This is a genomic window from Massilia paldalensis (assembly GCF_044901715.1).
In the GTDB taxonomy this organism is placed as follows: Bacteria; Pseudomonadota; Gammaproteobacteria; order Burkholderiales; family Burkholderiaceae_D; genus Telluria; species Telluria paldalensis.
The window spans coordinates 146,574-163,040 of sequence record NZ_JBJCIU010000001.1 but is presented as its reverse complement, the minus strand read 5'-3'; the positions used below and the strand labels follow the sequence as shown (position 1 = coordinate 163,040).

The following is a 16,467-nucleotide window of genomic DNA, read 5'->3' as shown; positions in this document are numbered from 1 at the left end:
TCGAGAAGTTCCTGCAACCCGTAATCAAAGTGTTGTGGACATGCCGCAGGAACAAGCCATGGGCGTGCCGTTTCATTGTGATTATGCAATGTGGGCAGCGGCGGCCAACGGTACAACGAAGCTTTCGACACGCGCGAGCGGAGGAAGCCATGAGCAAGGAACGCAAGAGGATCGGCCGGGCAGTCGCGGCGGCACTGGCGCTGGGCATGAACGCGGCCTGGGCGGCATCGGGGGTGACGGTGAGCGTGACGCCGGAGCGCCCGAGCCTGGCCAAGACCGAGGACGTGATGGTGACCGTCACGGTGACCAACACGACGAGCGAGACGCAATACCTGCTGGCCTGGCAGACACCGTTTGCCCTCGGTGCATCGGGCGTGCCCACGGCGCCGCTGTTCGAGGTCACGCGCGACGGCCTGGCCGTCCCCTACGTCGGACGCCAGGTCAAGCGCGCGGCGCCGACGGCGGCCGACTACATCGCGCTGGCGCCCGGCAGTTCGCGCAGCGCCAGCGTCAACCTGGGCGCCTCGTACGACCTGAGCGCGAGCGGCGCCTACAGCGTGCGCTGGCGTGCCGGCGCGCCGCTGTACAGCCGGCCCGGCGTGCCGCGCGCCAAGGCCACGGCCGAGGCGGCGGTGGGCGCCACGATGCGCGTCGAGGGGCGCCCCACTGCCCGCCAGGCGGCACTGCAGGCGCCGGCGGCCGGCGCCGGCCTCAGCTACCGCAGCTGCTCGGCCGCCCAGCAGGGCCAGATCGCCCTGGCCAGCGAGGCGGCGCTGGCCATGTCCAGCGACGCGGACAGCTACTTGCACAGGAAGACGCGCGGCCCCCGCTACACCCGCTGGTTCGGCGCCTTCGACGCCACTCGCTGGACCACCGTGATGGGCCACTTCGTCGCCATCAAGGATGCCTTCGCCACCAAGCCGGTGACGGTCGACTGCAGCTGCGACGAGCCCTATTACGCCTACGTCTACCCGAACCAGCCCTACGAGATCTATGTATGCCAGGCCTTCTGGGCCGCGCCGCTGACGGGCACCGATTCGAAGGGCGGCACGCTGGTGCACGAGATGAGCCACTTCACCGTCGTTGCCAGCACCGACGACTGGGCCTACGGGCAATCGGCGGCGGCGGCGCTGGCCGTCAGCAATCCGGCACGCGCGATCGAGAACGCGGACTCGCACGAGTACTTTGGCGAGAACACGCCGGCGCTTGAATAGCGCCGGCGCGGGGCCTGCCATGCTAGTGGCTGAACACCGGGTCGGAGTCCACCCGCAAAACCGGACTCCGACCCCTGGTGCCGTAGGGTGGGCATTACATGCCCACCGTTGGCGTCAAGGTGCAGTGTGCGTGAACGTCACCGGCTCGGTGGACGATTCCGTATAGGCCTCGAGCTGCTTGACGTCGCCCAGCACCAGGCCCCACCAGCGGATCTTGTACTCGTGCCGACCCGGCGCGAAGGCGTAGTAGCGGGTGATGTCGATCGTGTGCGCATGCGCCGAATGCGGCGCCAGTTCGACGTAGTCCGCCGCCGTGAACGGCAGGCGCTTGACCATCGGACCCTGGTAGGCGACCTCGCTGCCGTCCGCTCCGCTCAGTTCGAACAGGCGGCCCGTGAGGCGTTCGTCGGCCGCCACCGCGCGCGGCAGCCAGACGCGGCGCTCGCCGCGGTTCTCGAAGCGGACGGTGACGAGCACCTTGTCGTGCTGCGCATCGACGCTCAGGCTCGCATGCAGGTTCATCGGTTCCTCTTTCCTTGGCTTGTCGGCACAGCCCGCGGCCAGCATGGCGCCCAGGGCCGCGCACAATATCGTTCGTCGTTGCATGTCACTCCATTCATGGAATCGATTATGCGCAGGAACGGCCGGGCGCAGCGCCCGCCTCGTCGCGCGTGGGATCATGGCCATCATTTTATCCGACGGGGCGGACGGGTGATTTACTCGACGGGAGCGCTGCCCGAGAGGATGGTGACGGCCACGCGCCGGTTGCGCGCGCGTCCCGCGTCGTCCGTGTTGGGCGCGATCGGCATATTGGATGCGCGGCCCACGGCGGCCAGGCGGCGCGCGGCCACGCCGTTCTCGGCGAACAGGCGCACCACGGTGCTGGCGCGCGCCGCCGACAGTTCCCAATTGGACGGAAAGAGAGAGCTAGCAATAGGCGTGTCGTCGGTATGGCCTTCGACCTCGATGGCGTGCGGGTCGTCCTTCAGCAGTGCGCCGACGGCGGCCAGCGTCTCGCGCGCATTGGCGGACAGGCCCGCCTGCCCTTCCTGGAACAGCACGCTCGCATTGATCTCGATGGTGACGCCGCGCGCCGTCTGCATCACGCGCACCTTGCCGCTGCGCACCAGCGGCGCCATCACGCTGTCGAGCTTGCGGGCCAGCAGGTCCAGGCGCTCGCGGTCGCGCTTGGCCGCTTCCGCGCGCTTGCGCGCGAGGATGTGCGACAGCGGCAGCGCTTCCAGCTCGACCTGGGTATTCGACTTGACGGAAGCGCCGCGCCCGCCGAAGGCATCGCCCAGCGCTTCCGACAGCACCGTGTACTTGCCGATGTTGACGACGGAGATCGCGTACATCACGACGAAGAAGGCGAACAGCAGCGTGATGAAGTCGGCGTAGGAAATCAGCCAGCGCTCGTGGTTCTCTTCATCCTGCTGGTAGGGCTTGCGGCGCGCCATGGCGGTCTCCTCAGTGCTCCGACAGCAGGCAGCCGATGCGTTCCTCGATGACGCGGGTGTAGTCGCCCGTGGCGAGGTCGTGGAACACGTCGGCCAGGATCTCGTACTGGGCCACGCGTTCGGTGACGATGCCCTTGATCTTGTTGCCGGCCGGGTAGAAGAACAGGTTGGCCAGGCCCACGCCGTACACGGTGGAAACGAAGGCCACGGCGATGCCGGCGCCCAGGCGCGAGGGATCGGTGAGGTTTTCCATCACGTGGATCAGGCCCAGCACGGCGCCGATGATACCGACCGTCGGCGCGTAGCCGGCGGCCGATTCCCAGATCCGCGCAGCTTGGCGCTCGCGGAATTCGTAGGTATTGATCTCGGTGTGCATCAGGCTGCGCACCTTGTCCGGCGCGATGCCGTCGACGACGAGGCGCAGGCCCTTCTGGATGAACGGATCGGCCTTCGCCATGTACTGTTCCAGCGACAGCAGGCCGTCGCGGCGCGCCGACAGGCTCCACAGATTGATCTCGCGCGCCAGCTGCTGGCGGCGGTCCGGCGGCGGGAAGAACACCCAGCGCAGCATCTTCACGCCGCGCCAGAAGGCCTTGCGCTTGGTCTGCAGCAGCACGGCGCCGAAGGTGCCGACGACGACGATGAGGAAAGCGGCCGGCTGCACCAGCGAGGCGAACTTGCCGCCGTCGAGCGTGAAGCCGACGACGATGCCCGCCAGCGCGAGCGCCAGGCCGAGCAGGCTCGTCAGGTCCAAGCGCGCTCCTTCAGGTAGCTGCGCAGGCGCGCCACGGCCTGCGTGTGCAGTTGCGACACGCGCGACTCGGACACGCCCATGACGGCGCCGATTTCCTTCAGGTTCAGCTCTTCCTCATAGTACAGGCCCATCAGCATCTTCTCGCGCGGCGGCAGCGCATCGATGGCATCGATGACGGCCTGGCGGAAGTCCGTGTCGAGCAGGCTCTTGAGGGGATCGTCGTCATCCACCGCATAGCGGTCGAGGAAGCTGTCACTGCCCTCGGCGTCGTCGTGGAAATCCTCGTAGTAGACCAGCTGGTGGCCGCCGGAATCGCCCAGCATGTCCTGGTAGTCGGCCAGCGACAGCTTGAGCGACTGCGCCACTTCCGATTCGCTCGGCGGGCGGCCCAGCGACTGCTGCAGCGAGGCCATCGCCTGCTCGACCTTGCGCATATTGGAGCGGGTCGAGCGCGGCATCCAGTCGCTGCTGCGCAGCTCGTCCAGCATGGCGCCACGGATGCGCAGCACTGCATAGGTCTCGAACTGGGCGCCCTGGTTTTCCTCGTAGCGGTTGATGGCGTCGAGCAGGCCCATCATGCCGGCCTGGATCAGGTCGTCGACTTCGACGGACGGCGGGAGCTTGGCCTTCATGTGATGGGCGAGACGCTTCACCAACGGCATGTGCTCCGTCAGCAAAGAGTTCTTGTCCGCTGTCCCTTTAACCGTGTACATGGTTCCTGTATCCGTTCGTTCATCGCGCCGCTCACGCGGCCCGTCCCTGCTGCATGCCCGCGCCCGCGAAGCGGCCGGCCAGGCGGCGGAACGCCACCGAGGCCCCCGCCAGCGGGAACGCATCGACCACGGCGCGGCCGAGGCGCGCGGCGCGCTGCAGGTATTCGTCGGCGGGGACCGAGCCCATGGAGCTCAGCGTTACCGCCAGGTAACGAGTTGCTGCAGATGACATATTATCGTATACGACCTTGGCCTCGGCTTCGCTTGCGCCCGTGATCAGAATGCCGAACGGACGGCGGCCCAGGTGCTGCGCCAGGCGCTTGACCAGCGCATAGGCATTCGTGATCGACGTCGCGCCGGTCGACACCTGCACGACGATCTCGGAGTTGGTCATCGCGGCGACCGGAAAATGGCCATGTTCAAGGAATTCGCCGTCCACGATGACGATGCTGCCGGCCGACTGCTTGACCAGCACGTCGAAGGCCGTCGACAGCCGGCGCGCCTCGTCCTGCGAGCGCACGCCGTGGCCCATCTCGACCACCGAGAAGCCCTGCGGCACCTGGTGGATCACCTGGTTCAGCGCGCACTCCTGGCGCGCCACGCCCAGCAGGTCGCCGCGACCGTCCACGCCCAGGCGCCGTGCGACGCCGTAGTCGTATTCGCAGGCATCGACGATCACCACGTCATGGCCGGACTGGACCAGCGAGGCGGCCAGGTTCACGAGCATGGCGCCCTTGTCGTCGGCCGGCGTGGCCGACAGGAAGGTCACGATGCGCGGCTTGGGGCCGGACAGCATCCGGCGCAGGCCTTCGGCCTGGTCGAAGTCGAAACTAGCCAACATGCACCTCGCGCAGCGAACGGTCGTTGTTCAGGTTGCCCACGCCGGCCATCAGCGTCGGCAGCTCGGCTTCCTGGATCTGGGCGGCGGCGTCGCGCTTGTTGCGGAAGGCGCGGTCCACCAGCATCGCGCGGTCGGCCAGGTGCAGGTCTTCCGGCACGCGCTGGCCGTTCGACACGTAGTGCAGGTTCAGCTTCTGCCGGATCATCACGTCCAGCACGCCGCCGATCGACGCGGCTTCGTCGAGCTTGGTCATGATGCAGCCGGCCAGGCCGCTGCCCTGGTAGGAACGCACCACTTCGTTCAGCGTCTCGCTGGTGGCCGTCGCGTTCAGGCACAGCAGGCGCTGCACGTTGGCGCCGCTATTGGTCAGCATGGCGACCTGCTCGGTGACCATCTGGTCGCGCTGCGACATGCCGATGGTGTCGATCAGCACGGTGTGCTTGTTGCGCAGTTCTTTCAGGGCGATGCGCAGGTCGGCCTCGTCCTTCACCGAGTGCACCATCACGCCCAGGATCTTGCCGTAGATGCGCAGCTGCTCGTGGCCGCCGATACGGTAGGCGTCGGTGGTGATCAGGGCCAGCTTGTCCGGGCCGTGGCGCATCACGCAGCGCGCGGCCAGCTTGGCGGTGGTGGTGGTCTTGCCGACGCCGGTCGGGCCGACCAGGGCGAACACGCCGCCGCGGTCCAGGATCGCGTCTTCGTTGGCCATCGTGGTCAGGTTACGTGCCAGCACGGTCTTGACCCAGCGCATCGCCTCGGCCGCATCCTTGCCGGCCGGGAGCTTGTCGATCAGGTAGCGCGCCAGGCTGGCCGAGAAACCAGCCGCCAGCATCTCGCGCAGCACGGTCGCCTTTTGCGGCTCGCGCTGCTGGGTCGTGCCCCAGGACAGTTCGGCCAGCTGGCTTTCCATCATGCCGCGCATGGCGCGCAGTTCGCTCATCATGCCGTTCATCTCGGCGGCGGCCGATTCCTTGGCCTGGGCGATCGCGGCCGACATCATCGCCGTCATCGCGCTCATGTCGATGGCCGGGGCTTCGGCCTGCGGGGCGCGGCGCTCGGCATAGGTCTCGGGTGCGGCCGGCGCAGGGATCGGAGCAACCACGGGAGCCGCGGCCGGCAGTTCTTCCTGGGCGCTGTACAGGCGATCCAGCAGCTGGCGCGCCTGCGGCATGGCCTGCTGGGCTGCCGGGCGGGCCGGACGGGACGGGGCGGCAGGAGCATCGTCCTGGCGCAGGTTCAGCTGCGGGCGCGGCGCGGCCATCTCGGAGTCCGGCGCCGGCGATGCCAGCGACGCGACGTCGTCGTTGTCCAGGGCCAGGATCTCGACGACGCCATCGACCGGACGGTTGGACAGGATGACCGCGTCCGGTCCCAGGGCATCGCGCACCTTGCGCAAGGCCTCACGGGACGTAGGGGCAGTAAATTTCTTCACGTTCATCGTTGCTCTCCGCTGTTACTTCGCTTCGTCGATTAGTCGGCTATTTCAAGAGCGCAGTGCGCTCATCACGAATAGGATTATTGACGATGCCAGGAGGAAACGATCGGGGGAATAAGAAGGGGAAAAAGGCCTATTTCAGTGCGGGCCGTTTTGGGAGAATAGGATGATGCGGGTCATGCTTGGTGGGCACGTGGTGCCCACCCTACGTCGCATGGCCGTTCATATTGCGTAGGGTGGGCATTACATGCCGACCTGGCAGCGCATATGCTGGTGGCGAGCACACCGGGGTCAGAGTCCAACCAGCAACACCGGACTCTGACCCCTGCCCTGACCGCTGCCCTGCCTTAGGCGCCGACCAGGCTCGTGACGCGGATCGTCTTCGACTCCGGGATCTCGGAGTGCGACAGCACCTTCAGTTGCGGCAGCGCGCGGCGCAGGAAGCGCGACAGCAGCGTGCGCAGCGGTCCCGGCACCAGCAGCACCGGAGTCAGGCCCATGGCTTCCTGCTGCTGCGAGGCGTTGGCGGCCTGCTGGACGATGGTGTCGGCCAGGCCCGGCTCGATGCCGGTGCCGTCGCCGCCGGCGTTCAGGGCCTGCACCAGCAGGCGCTCGAGGCGGTTGTCCAGGGTCATCACCGACAGCTCGTTGGTGCCCGGGAACAGCTGCTGGACGATGGCGCGGCCCAGCGCGATGCGCACCAGCGTGGTCAGGTCGTTGGCGTCCTGGGTGCTGCCGCCGTGTTCCGACAGGGTTTCGATGATGGTGCGCATGTCGCGGATGTGCACGCCTTCGTTCAGCAGGTTCTGCAGCACTTTCTGCAGCGTCGACAGCGACACGACCTTCGGCACCAGGTCCTCGACCAGCTTCGGCGCTTCCTTGCCCAGGTGGTCCAGCAGTGCCTGCACTTCCATGCGGCCCAGCAGTTCCGCCGCGTGGGTGGTGATCAGGTGGTTCAGGTGAGTGGCGATCACGGTGCCGGCATCGACCACGGTATAGCCCATGCTCTGCGCCTCGTCCTTCAGGCCGGCGTCGATCCAGATCGCCGGCAGGCCGAAGGCCGGATCGGTGGTCACCAGGCCCGGCAGCGTGCCGCTGGCCATGCCCGGGTTGATCGCCAGGAACTGGCCGTTCATCGCTTCGCCACTGCCCACTTCCACGCCCTTCAGGGTGATGCGGTAGGCCGAGGGCTTCAGTTCCAGGTTGTCGCGGATGTGCACGGGCGGGGCCAGGAAGCCCACTTCCTGGGCAAACTTCTTGCGGATGCCCTTGATGCGCTTGAGCAGTTCGCCGTTCTGGCCCTTGTCGACCAGGGGGATCAGGCGGTAGCCCACTTCCAGGCCCAGCGTGTCGACCGGCATGACGTCCTGCCAGCTCGCCTCTTCCTGCTCGGCCGGCGCCGTCGCGGCCGCCGCGCCGCCGGCCGCGCCTTGGGCACCGGCCGCACCGCCCGCCGCACCGCCGGCGGCACGGGCCGCTTCCTGGGACGGGCCGTTCTTCTGGCGCTTCTCCAGCAGGTAACCGATACCGATCAGGGCGCTGCCCAGCAGCAGGAAGACGAGGTTCGGCATGCCCGGGATCAGGCCCATGCCGCCGATGATGCCGCCCGTGATGTACATGACGATCGGCTTCGAGAACAGCTGGCCGATGACCTGGTCGCCCACGTCCTTGTCGCTGGCGACGCGCGAGACGACCATACCGGCCGCGATCGAGATGATCAGCGAGGGAATCTGCGCGACCAGGCCGTCACCGATGGCCAGCAGCGTGTAGTTCTTGACGGCGTCGCCGAAGGCCATGTCGTGCTGGACCATGCCGACGATCAGGCCGCCGATGACGTTGATGACCGTCACGAGGATACCGGCGACGGCGTCGCCGTGCACGTATTTCGAGGCACCGTCCATCGAACCGTAGAATTCCGCTTCCTGGGCGGTTTCGGCGCGGCGCTTCTTGGCTTCGTCCTCGCCGATCAGGCCGGCGTTCAGGTCGGCGTCGATCGCCATCTGCTTGCCCGGCATCGCGTCCAGGGCGAAGCGTGCGCCCACCTCGGCGATACGGCCCGCGCCCTTGGTGACGACGGTGAAGTTGATGATGGTCAGGATGATGAACACGACCAGGCCGACCGTGTAGTTGCCGCCGATCAGGAAGTGACCGAACGCCTCGATCACTTTACCGGCCGCGGCGCCGCCCGTGTGGCCCTCGGTCAGCACGACGCGGGTCGAGGCCACGTTCAGCGCCAGGCGCAGCATGGTGGTGACCAGCAGCACGGCCGGGAAGGCCATGAAGTCGAGCGGCTTGACCGTGTACAGCGCCGTCAGCAGCACGATGACGGACATCGCGATATTAAAACTGAAGAACAGGTCGAGCGCGAATGCCGGCAGCGGCAGGATCATCATCGACAACAGCAGGATGATGAGGATCGGGGCCGCCAGCGCATTGCCGCGCGCGGTGATCGCTCCCATCCATCCTGGCAGTTTGAATCCGTTCATGCGTGCTCCGTCGTCGGTGTGCGTTGTAGGTGTCGGCAAGCGGCAATAGCTTACCCAGGCACAACATTATTGCTGATGCCCAGAGGAAACCATTCGGGGAAGAGACGGGAAAAAGCGCCCTATTTCGTGCGCGGGCGCGAAAATGGCCGGCGCCAGGCGCCGGCCATCGGGAATCAATGCAGATTGCCCGGCGGGGTACCCGCCTTCTGCGATGCCGGATTGAACGGGTCCATTTCCGGCGGCACGGGCAGCCTGGTCGGGCGGTCCGGGTAGTGCTCGGTGGTGCCCTTGCTGTAGGCACGCAGCTGATAGACGTAGGCCAGCACCTCGGCGACGGCGGAGTACAGCGCCTCGGGAATCTCGTCGTCGATGTCCGTGTGCTTGTACAACGCACGCGCCAGCGCCGGCGCTTCCAGCAGCGCGACCTTGTTCTCCTTGGCAATTTCTCGGATCTTGGCCGCCACGGCGTCGGTACCCTTGGCCACCACGCGCGGGGCGCCGCGGCCGTTTTCGGCATACTTCAGCGCCACCGCGAAGTGGGTCGGGTTGGTCACGACCACGTCGGCGGTCGGCACGTTCGACATCATGCGCTTGCGCGACATCTCGCGCTGCAGCTGGCGGATCTTGCCCTTGATCTGGGGATTACCGTCCGATTCCTTCGATTCCTGGATGACTTCCTGGCGCGTCATCTTCATCTTGTCGGCGTAGTGCCACAGCTGGTACGGGGCGTCCAGCAAGGCGATCGCACCGAGCGCGCCCACCATGACGAGGAAGGCCTTGGCCAGCAGCCCGCCCAGGTGCGGGGCGGCCGTGCCGACGGGTTCGACGGCCAGGCCGATCAGCGCGTCCTTCTGGCCCATGATGACGACCCAGGCGACGGTGCCGACCAGCAGCGTCTTGGCGACCGCCTTCAGCAGCTCGACCAGCGCGTTCTTGGAAATCATGTTGCCGATGCCGCTGATCGGGTTCAATTTCCCGAATTTCGGCACAAAGGCCTTGGACGAGAAATTCCAGCCGCCGATGACGAGGGGCGACGCCACCATCACCAGCATGACGGCGGCGGCCAGCGGCAGGCAGGCCAGCAGCACGCCGACGACGTCGCTGCCGATGCGCTCGAACAGCAGCGCCGGGTTGTGGATCTGCTCGCGGTCCAGCGCCAGGCCGCGGTGCAGCGTGGTCGTCAGCTTCTCGACGAGGCCGCCGCCCAGCATCCACAGGCCGGCACCGGCCGTCATCAGGACGACGAACGTGGCGACTTCGCGCGAACGGGGAATGTCGCCGTTCTCGCGTGCCTGCTTGAGCCGTCTCTCTGATGCTGGTTCGGTCTTGTCCTGGCCGCCTGCTTCCGCCATGTCTGCTCCCCCGTTGAATTCAGGTGGGCATTATTCCAGATGTTGCCCTCGGGCCATTCGAAAAGCAGCGCGGGAAAGAGCGCGCATTTTTGCGCCGTCCGCTTGTCCAAGCTCACGTATTGCCCGCTGAAGAACCCAGACGCCATCGCATTCCATTCAATGGAAATTTATATTGCCATCCAATGGAAGTTAACGATACCTTAAGCGAGAAGTCATATTGAACAACATCGTCATGGAGATGGCTTATGAACAATGCATCATTGCGGGGCACACACGCGTGGGGGCAATGTATCGCGGCGTGCTTTCTGTGCGCGGCGGTCCAGGTCGCGCACGCGGAAGAGGCAAAGTTGGACGGCGATGTGCCGGCCGTGCAGGTAGGGCTCGACGACATCAGGGGCCAGTACGCCTTTCCGGGAGGACGCCTGCTGACGATGACGGGCAGCGCGTACAGGATCCGGGCGCGGCTCGATGGCCATGAGGAGGTGATCGTGGCGCGCACGGGCCCGGCAACGTTCCGGGCCGAGGACGACAGCTTCACGCTGCACTTCCGGCCGCACGGGAACGGCAACGTCGTCGCCGTCGATCTCGAGGAAGCGCCAGGACCGGCAATGGCACATGGCGCGGTGTCCAGCACGATGCAGGGCGCGGTGCATGGCACCGCGCCCTAGCCTGGCAGTCAGTTGCCGGCCAGGCGTGCCTCCGGATACGCGCCGGGCACGCGCGCCCGCCCGCCAGGTGCGGACAAGGCAGCGTGCGTGCCGTCCGCCCTGTCGATCTTGAAGTGGCCGACCAGCTTGGCCAGGCTGGAGGCCTGCTCCTTCAGTTCCTGCGCCGCCGCCGAGGTTTCTTCGACGAGCGCCGTGTCCTGCTGGGTCATGCCATCCATTTCGCCGATCGCGTTGCTCACTTCGCCGATGCCCTGGCTCTGTTCGGCGCTCGCGATGCTGATCTCTTCCATGATTTCGGTCACGCGTTGCACGCTTTCCACGAGGGTCTGCATCGTCGATCCGGCGCGGTCGACCAGTTCCGAACCCATGTCGACCTTGCCCACGGAATCCTCGATCAGGGTCTTGATTTCCTTGGCGGCGCCGGCGGAACGCTGCGCCAGGTTGCGCACCTCGGTCGCCACGACGGCGAAGCCACGGCCCTGCTCTCCCGCGCGCGCCGCCTCCACGGCCGCGTTCAGCGCGAGGATATTGGTCTGGAAGGCAATGCCGTCGATGACCGAGATGATGTCCACGATCTTCTTGGACGAATCGTTGATGGCCGCCATCGTATGCGTCACCTGGCGCATCACCGCCCCGCCCTCCTGCGACACCGTGGATGCCGACTGCGCCAGCGTGTTGGCCTGCTTGGCATTGCCGGCGTTCTGCTGCACCGTCGTCGTCAGCTCTTCCATCGCCGACGCGATGCGTTCCAGCGAGGATGCCTGGGTGGCGGAGCGCGAGGACAAATCGCTGCTGCCGTGCGCGATATCGGACGAGGCATGGGTGATCGCATCGACGCCGTGGCGCACCTGGCCGACGATCGACGCCAGGCTGTCGCGCATCGTCTTCACGGAAAACAGCAGGCTCGCACGGTCGTCCGCGCGCACGTCGACGGCCGTGGCGAGGTCGCCCTGCGCGATGCGGTTGGCGACGGCAGCCGTGTATGCCGGCTCGCCGCCCAGCTGGCGCAGCAGCAGGCGCGTGATGGTGGTGGCGACCAGGACGCTCAGCACGACGGCGGCGACGGCGAGCGCGATCGACCAGCGGTACGCGATCTCCTCGGCATGCTGCGACGACGCTTCCGCCTGCGTCACCTCGTGCTCCGCTTCCTTCACGAGCACGGCGATGTCGGCCACGATCTGGTGGCGCAGCGGGCTGCACTCCTCGACGAGGAATTTCCCGAAGCCCTCCATGTCCTTCGCGTCGCGGTACTTGCGCGGCCGCTCGAGCGCGCTGGCCATGGCCAGCAGCCCGCTGCGGACTTTCTCGAACTGGGGATTGCCGGCGAACGCGGGCGTCATCTTGTCGAGCGAGGCCAGGTAGAGCGCCTTCTGCTGGTCGACGAGATCCAGTTCGTTGCGCGCCTTTCCTTCGTCGGTGAAGATATAGGCGTTACGTGCGGCCAGCCCCGTCTGCGCCAGCGCTTCGCGCGCCGCGTACAGGGGTTTCAGGTGCAATTCGTTGGCCGTGTGCTGGCGTTCGAACGCGTTGCGAATGGATGACAGGCCGACGATGGACACGGTGACCATCACCAGCATCAAGACCGTCAGGATGCCGAATCCCAGCGTCAGCTGGGTACCGATCCTCATATGTTTAAACAAGTTCATTCACTACCTCCGGCACGATGGGATTACCTGACAAACGCATGGATGTCGGCTCCCGGACGGGAACCGGTGGGCGATCGCAAAGGTTGAGCGAGACCGGGCTGTAGCGGCCAGGCGCCACCGTCATGGATCATCGGTGGTGGCGGCATGGCGGCCATCGGTGTCTTGGATGGCCGACAGCGACGACGGTCGGACGAGATGGCGCCGACGAGGTGTCGTGTGGAGCGAACTGCTTTGTCAGTACATGCGGCCAGTGTAGGCAACTCTGCCGTTTCGCGGCGAAGTAAAATCGAAAAAACCCGCAATCGTTGCCGCACAACAACGAAAATAATGGCAGGAATATGCCTTTGCCAACGGTTGCGGCGCGCTCAGTCGAACGAGGCGGCCTGCCCCAGCGGCAGGCCGGCCGCATCCTTGGCAGCCATCGTCGGCACGCCGGCGACGGGCCAGGCGATGCCCACGGCCGGATCGTTCCACAGCAGGCAGCGCTCGTGCTCGGGATACCAGTAGTCGGTGGTCTTGTACAGGCATTCGGCGGCCTCGTCGCCCAGCACGACGAAGCCGTGGGCAAAGCCGGGCGGCACCCAGATCTGGCGCCGGTTGTCCGCGCTGAGGACGGCGCCGACCCAGCGCCCGAACGTGGGCGAGGCGCGGCGCAGGTCGACGACGGCGTCGAACACGCTGCCGCGCACGACCCGCACCAGCTTGCCCTGGGCATGGTCGACCTGGTAATGCATGCCGCGCAGCACGCCGGGACCCGAACGGCTGTGGTTGTCCTGCACGAACGTCACGTCCAGGCCGGTCGCCGCGCGGAAATCGCGCGCGTTGAAGCTTTCGAAAAAGAAGCCGCGATCGTCCTCGAACACTCGGGGTTCGAGCATCAGGACGTCGGGGATCGCGGTGCGGGTAGCGGTGTACGGCATGGCGGGGGCATTCACTTCAACAGGCTGAGCAGGTAGGCACCATAGCCGTTTTTCGCCAGCGGCGCCGCCAGCTTCTCGACGTCCGCCGCGCTGATCCAGCCCTGGCGGTAGGCGATCTCTTCCGGGCAGGACACCTGCAGGCCCTGGCGCTTCTGCAGGGTGGCGATGAAGCTGGCCGCTTCCAGCAGGCTGTCGTGCGTGCCCGTGTCCAGCCAGGCGAAGCCGCGCCCCATGATTTCCACGTCGAGCCGGCCCGCCTCGAGGTAGCGCCGGTTGACGTCCGTGATCTCCAGTTCGCCGCGCGCCGAGGGCTTGATGTCGGCGGCGATGTCGCACACGTCGTTGTCATAGAAATACAGTCCCGTCACGGCATAGTTCGACTTGGGCACGCGCGGCTTTTCCTCGATGCTGATGGCGCGGTGGTCGCCGTCGAACTCGACCACGCCGTAGCGCTCCGGATCCTGCACGTGGTAGGCGAACACGGTCGCGCTGTCCGTGCGCGCGCTGGCGCGCAGCAATTGCCCGGCCAGGTTGTGGCCATAGAAGATGTTATCGCCCAGCACCAGCGCACTCGGGTCGCGCCCGATGAAATCGCGTCCGATCAGGAAGGCTTGCGCCAGCCCGTCCGGCGATGGCTGCACGGCGTACTGGATGTTCATCGCCCAGCGGCTCCCATCGCCCAGCAGTTCGGCGAAGCGCGGCGTGTCTTCCGGCGTGCTGATCACGAGCACGTCGCGGATGCCGCTCAGCATGAGGGTGCTGAGCGGGTAGTACACCATCGGCTTGTCGTAGACGGGCATCAATTGCTTGCTGACGGCCTGGGTCACCGGATACAGCCGGGTGCCGGACCCTCCCGCGAGGATGATGCCTTTTCGTGTGGTGTCGGACATGATGGTCTTTCGAACGTTCAAAGAAGATGGGCCAGCACCCGGTCCACGCCGTCCTGCCAGGGCGGCAGCACGAGGCCGAAGGTCTGGCGCAGCCGGGTGGTGTCGAGGCGGGAGTTGGCCGGGCGCCGCGCCGGCGTCGGGTAGTCCGCCGTGCTGATGGGCAGCACGCGGTCCGGCGTCGCGGCCAGCGCGTGGCCGGCGGCCAGCGCCGCGGCCAGCACGTGGCGGGCATAGCCGTGCCAGCTGGTGACGCCGGACGACGCCACATGATACGTCCCGTAAGGGAAATGTTCGGCGCCTTCGCGCGCGTACCGGCGCAGCAGCTGGGCCGTCACGTCGGCCAGCAGCGCCGCCGGCGTCGGCGCGCCGTACTGGTCGGCGACCACGCGCACGCTGTCGCGCTCGCGCGCCAGGCGCAGCATCGTCCTGGCGAAATTGGCGCCGTGGGCGCCGAGCACCCAGCCCGTGCGCAGGATCAGGTGGCGCGGCGCCGCGGCGGCCAGCGCCCGTTCCCCGGCCAGCTTGCCGGCCCCGTAGGCATTCAGGGGCGCGGGAACGTCGTCTTCCGTGTAGGCGCCCTCCTTGGCGCCGTCGAACACGTAGTCGGTCGAGTAATGCACGGCGAGCGCGCCCAGCCGTGCAGCCTCTTCGCCCAACACACCGGGTGCCACGGCGTTCACGGCCCAGGCCAGGTCGCGCTCGCTCTCGGCGCGGTCGACGGCCGTGTAGGCGGCGGCATTGACGACGACGTCCGGCCGCACGCGGCGCACCAGCGCGCGCAGTGCGTCCGCGTCGGCCAGGTCGGCCTCGGCGCGGCCCGTGGCCGTCACCGCGCCCAGCGGCGCCAGCGCGCGGCGCAGTTCGGCGCCCAGCTGGCCGTCCTTGCCGGTGAGCAGGATGTTCATCTAGGCCCCGTACTGGCGCAGCGTCCAGTCGCGGTAGGCGCCGCTCGTCACGCCCTGCACCCAGTCCTGGTGGTCGAGATACCAGCGCACGGTCTTCTCGATGCCCGTCTCGAAGGTTTCCGCAGGCTTCCAGCCGAGCTCGCGCTCCAGCTTGCCCGCGTCGATCGCGTAGCGGCGGTCGTGGCCGGGACGGTCGGTGACGAAGGCAATCTGCTCCCGGTAAGAGCGGCCGTCGGCGCGCGGCCGCAACGCGTCCAGGATCGCGCACAGGGTGTGGACGACGTCCAGGTTCGCCTTCTCGTTCCAGCCGCCCACGTTGTAGACCTCGCCGACGCGGCCCGCCTCGAGCACGCGCCGGATCGCCGCGCAATGGTCCTTCACGTACAGCCAGTCGCGCACCTGCCGTCCGTCGCCATAGATGGGCAGCGGCTTGCCGGCCAGCGCATTGTGGATGCACAGGGGGATCAGTTTTTCCGGGAAGTGATAGGGACCGTAGTTATTCGAGCAATTGGTCGTCAGCACCGGCAAGCCATAGGTATGGCAATAGGCGCGCACCAGGTGGTCGCTGGCCGCCTTGCTGGCCGAGTACGGGCTGTTGGGCGCGTAGCGGTCCGTTTCGCGGAAGGCGGGATCGTCCGCCTCCAGGGAACCGTAGACCTCGTCGGTGGACACGTGCAGGAAGCGGAAGGCGGCCTTGTCCTCGCCCTCGAGCATGCCCCAGTACTCGCGCACGGCTTCCAGCAGCTGGAAGGTGCCGACGATATTCGTCTGGATGAAGTCGCCGGGCCCGTGGATGCTGCGGTCGACATGGCTCTCGGCCGCGAAATTCAGTACCGCGCGCGGGCGGTGGGTGCGCAGCAGCGTGCGCACCAGCTCGAAGTCGCCGATGTCGCCGCGCACGAATTCGTGGCGCGCGTCGCCTTCCAGCGCCGCCAGGTTGGCGAGGTTGCCCGCATAGGTCAGCTTGTCCAGGTTCACCACCGGCTCGTCGGTGCCCGCGCACCAGTCGAGCACGAAATTACTGCCGATAAAGCCGGCACCACCCGTGACCACAATCATCGTCTACTCCTTCATGGCCGGCGCGTGCCGCCGGACCCGCCACTATACAGATTCGCGCGAAAGTTGCGCATTTTCAACTTCTTGCAACCATCGCCCTGCAAGAATATCGCCTTCGTCCCCTCCATGG

Annotated in this window: 15 protein-coding genes; 2 read left to right on the top strand and 13 right to left on the bottom strand. The window is 66.9% G+C overall.

Translation table 11 applies throughout. The annotated features are described in order from the left end of the window. Nucleotides 1-149 precede the first annotated feature (149 nt). Nucleotides 150-1,214: a M35 family metalloendopeptidase gene (locus tag ACI1V7_RS00720; RefSeq protein ID WP_404529878.1), complete on the top strand. Its 1,065-nt coding sequence runs from the start codon at nt 150-152 to the stop codon at nt 1,212-1,214. A 114-nt stretch (nt 1,215-1,328) separates the two neighbouring features. Here the strand turns inward: ACI1V7_RS00720 and ACI1V7_RS00715 are convergent, their stop codons facing one another. The 8 genes from ACI1V7_RS00715 to flhB all read right to left on the bottom strand — a co-directional run bounded on the left by ACI1V7_RS00715 (nt 1,329) and on the right by flhB (nt 10,252). Continuing rightward, entirely contained in the window at nt 1,329-1,820 is a 492-nt protein-coding gene (locus ACI1V7_RS00715) for a hypothetical protein (protein ID WP_404529877.1), read from the bottom strand. A gap of 110 nt (nt 1,821-1,930) precedes the next feature. Then, the gene (motD, locus tag ACI1V7_RS00710) at nt 1,931-2,671 is read right to left on the bottom strand and encodes a flagellar motor protein MotD (RefSeq protein ID WP_404529876.1); all 741 of its coding nucleotides are present in this window, start codon (nt 2,669-2,671) and stop codon (nt 1,931-1,933) included. Between the two features lie 10 nt (nt 2,672-2,681). Continuing rightward, a complete protein-coding gene (locus tag ACI1V7_RS00705; protein ID WP_404529875.1) occupies nt 2,682-3,425 on the bottom strand; it encodes a flagellar motor protein in 744 nt (247 codons plus the stop codon). Next, a complete protein-coding gene (locus ACI1V7_RS00700) occupies nt 3,416-4,138 on the bottom strand; it encodes an RNA polymerase sigma factor FliA (protein WP_404529874.1) in 723 nt (240 codons plus the stop codon). Before ACI1V7_RS00700 ends, ACI1V7_RS00705 begins: the two co-directional genes overlap by 10 nt. 31 nt (nt 4,139-4,169) lie before the next feature. Further along, nucleotides 4,170-4,976 carry a MinD/ParA family ATP-binding protein gene (locus tag ACI1V7_RS00695; protein ID WP_404531516.1) on the bottom strand — a complete coding sequence of 269 codons (807 nt, stop codon included), beginning with the start codon at nt 4,974-4,976 and terminating at the stop codon, nt 4,170-4,172. Then, the gene (gene flhF, locus ACI1V7_RS00690) at nt 4,969-6,417 is read right to left on the bottom strand and encodes a flagellar biosynthesis GTPase FlhF (RefSeq protein ID WP_404529873.1); all 1,449 of its coding nucleotides are present in this window, start codon (nt 6,415-6,417) and stop codon (nt 4,969-4,971) included. The genes ACI1V7_RS00695 and flhF overlap by 8 nt, the downstream gene beginning before the upstream one ends. 344 nt (nt 6,418-6,761) lie before the next feature. Beyond that, nucleotides 6,762-8,900: a flagellar biosynthesis protein FlhA gene (gene flhA / locus ACI1V7_RS00685; RefSeq protein ID WP_404529872.1), complete on the bottom strand. Its 2,139-nt coding sequence runs from the start codon at nt 8,898-8,900 to the stop codon at nt 6,762-6,764. A 173-nt stretch (nt 8,901-9,073) separates the two neighbouring features. After that, nucleotides 9,074-10,252, bottom strand: coding sequence for a flagellar biosynthesis protein FlhB (flhB, locus tag ACI1V7_RS00680; RefSeq protein ID WP_404529871.1), 1,179 nt, complete (start codon nt 10,250-10,252; stop codon nt 9,074-9,076). 245 nt (nt 10,253-10,497) lie between these two features. Between flhB and ACI1V7_RS00675 the strand changes: the two genes are divergently transcribed. Beyond that, nucleotides 10,498-10,920, top strand: coding sequence for a hypothetical protein (locus ACI1V7_RS00675; RefSeq protein ID WP_404529870.1), 423 nt, complete (start codon nt 10,498-10,500; stop codon nt 10,918-10,920). An 8-nt stretch (nt 10,921-10,928) separates the two neighbouring features. Here the strand turns inward: ACI1V7_RS00675 and ACI1V7_RS00670 are convergent, their stop codons facing one another. The 5 genes from ACI1V7_RS00670 to rfbB form a co-directional block, all read right to left on the bottom strand. Next, complete coding sequence (locus ACI1V7_RS00670) at nt 10,929-12,566, bottom strand: methyl-accepting chemotaxis protein (RefSeq protein WP_404529869.1); 1,638 nt, start codon at nt 12,564-12,566, stop codon at nt 10,929-10,931. Nucleotides 12,567-12,931: 365 nt separating this feature from the next. Then, the gene (rfbC, locus tag ACI1V7_RS00665; RefSeq protein WP_404529868.1) at nt 12,932-13,486 is read right to left on the bottom strand and encodes a dTDP-4-dehydrorhamnose 3,5-epimerase; all 555 of its coding nucleotides are present in this window, start codon (nt 13,484-13,486) and stop codon (nt 12,932-12,934) included. An 11-nt stretch (nt 13,487-13,497) separates the two neighbouring features. After that, complete coding sequence (gene rfbA / locus ACI1V7_RS00660; RefSeq protein ID WP_404529867.1) at nt 13,498-14,376, bottom strand: glucose-1-phosphate thymidylyltransferase RfbA; 879 nt, start codon at nt 14,374-14,376, stop codon at nt 13,498-13,500. Between the two features lie 17 nt (nt 14,377-14,393). Further along, nucleotides 14,394-15,281, bottom strand: coding sequence for a dTDP-4-dehydrorhamnose reductase (gene rfbD / locus ACI1V7_RS00655; protein WP_404529866.1), 888 nt, complete (start codon nt 15,279-15,281; stop codon nt 14,394-14,396). Next, nucleotides 15,282-16,340: a dTDP-glucose 4,6-dehydratase gene (rfbB, locus tag ACI1V7_RS00650; protein ID WP_404529865.1), complete on the bottom strand. Its 1,059-nt coding sequence runs from the start codon at nt 16,338-16,340 to the stop codon at nt 15,282-15,284. It lies immediately after the preceding gene. Nucleotides 16,341-16,467: the final 127 nt, after the last annotated feature.

Bases quoted from the DNA above. Each gene is read 5' to 3' on its own strand.
- ACI1V7_RS00720 (WP_404529878.1), top strand. From the start codon at position 150: ATGAGCAAGGAACGCAAGAGGATCGGCCGGGCAGTCGCGGCGGCACTG.
- ACI1V7_RS00675 (WP_404529870.1), top strand. From the start codon at position 10,498: ATGAACAATGCATCATTGCGGGGCACACACGCGTGGGGGCAATGTATC.
- motD (WP_404529876.1), bottom strand. From the start codon at position 2,671: ATGGCGCGCCGCAAGCCCTACCAGCAGGATGAAGAGAACCACGAGCGC.
- ACI1V7_RS00715 (WP_404529877.1), bottom strand. From the start codon at position 1,820: ATGCAACGACGAACGATATTGTGCGCGGCCCTGGGCGCCATGCTGGCC.
- ACI1V7_RS00700 (WP_404529874.1), bottom strand. From the start codon at position 4,138: ATGTACACGGTTAAAGGGACAGCGGACAAGAACTCTTTGCTGACGGAG.
- rfbD (WP_404529866.1), bottom strand. From the start codon at position 15,281: ATGAACATCCTGCTCACCGGCAAGGACGGCCAGCTGGGCGCCGAACTG.
- ACI1V7_RS00670 (WP_404529869.1), bottom strand. From the start codon at position 12,566: ATGAACTTGTTTAAACATATGAGGATCGGTACCCAGCTGACGCTGGGA.
- flhF (WP_404529873.1), bottom strand. From the start codon at position 6,417: ATGAACGTGAAGAAATTTACTGCCCCTACGTCCCGTGAGGCCTTGCGC.
- flhB (WP_404529871.1), bottom strand. From the start codon at position 10,252: ATGGCGGAAGCAGGCGGCCAGGACAAGACCGAACCAGCATCAGAGAGA.
- rfbC (WP_404529868.1), bottom strand. From the start codon at position 13,486: ATGCCGTACACCGCTACCCGCACCGCGATCCCCGACGTCCTGATGCTC.
- rfbB (WP_404529865.1), bottom strand. From the start codon at position 16,340: ATGATTGTGGTCACGGGTGGTGCCGGCTTTATCGGCAGTAATTTCGTG.
- rfbA (WP_404529867.1), bottom strand. From the start codon at position 14,376: ATGTCCGACACCACACGAAAAGGCATCATCCTCGCGGGAGGGTCCGGC.
- flhA (WP_404529872.1), bottom strand. From the start codon at position 8,900: ATGAACGGATTCAAACTGCCAGGATGGATGGGAGCGATCACCGCGCGC.